Source organism: Bacillus sp. SIMBA_074, from assembly GCF_046534555.1.
GTDB lineage: Bacteria > Bacillota > Bacilli > Bacillales > Bacillaceae_G > Bacillus_A > Bacillus_A mycoides.
In genome coordinates, this window is record NZ_JAWRYM010001294.1 from 1 (window position 1) to 233 (window position 233).

Here is a 233-nt window from a genome sequence, read left to right on the forward strand (position 1 = left end):
CTATATACATACAAAACACAAAGAAAGTAAAAACACTCCCCAAAATGAACCAACCCAAATTATTGTAGATAAAATCAAGCGATGAATTAGAAAAACTCTCTAATTGGCTTGGCATGAATACACCAATGGCTATTAAGCCTAAGCTGATTGCTAATGATATGTAAAACACATATTTCTTACTTTTCATCCAATCACCCCTTAAATAATAAGATAGACAGTTTATATGCATCATG

At 31.3% G+C, this 233-nt stretch carries 1 protein-coding gene; it reads right to left on the minus strand.

From position 1 onward, the window contains the following. The coding region (locus SB773_RS34885) for a BCCT family transporter (RefSeq protein WP_410595155.1) at nt 1–187 on the minus strand (187 nt) is incomplete at its 3' end. Nucleotides 188–233: the final 46 nt, after the last annotated feature.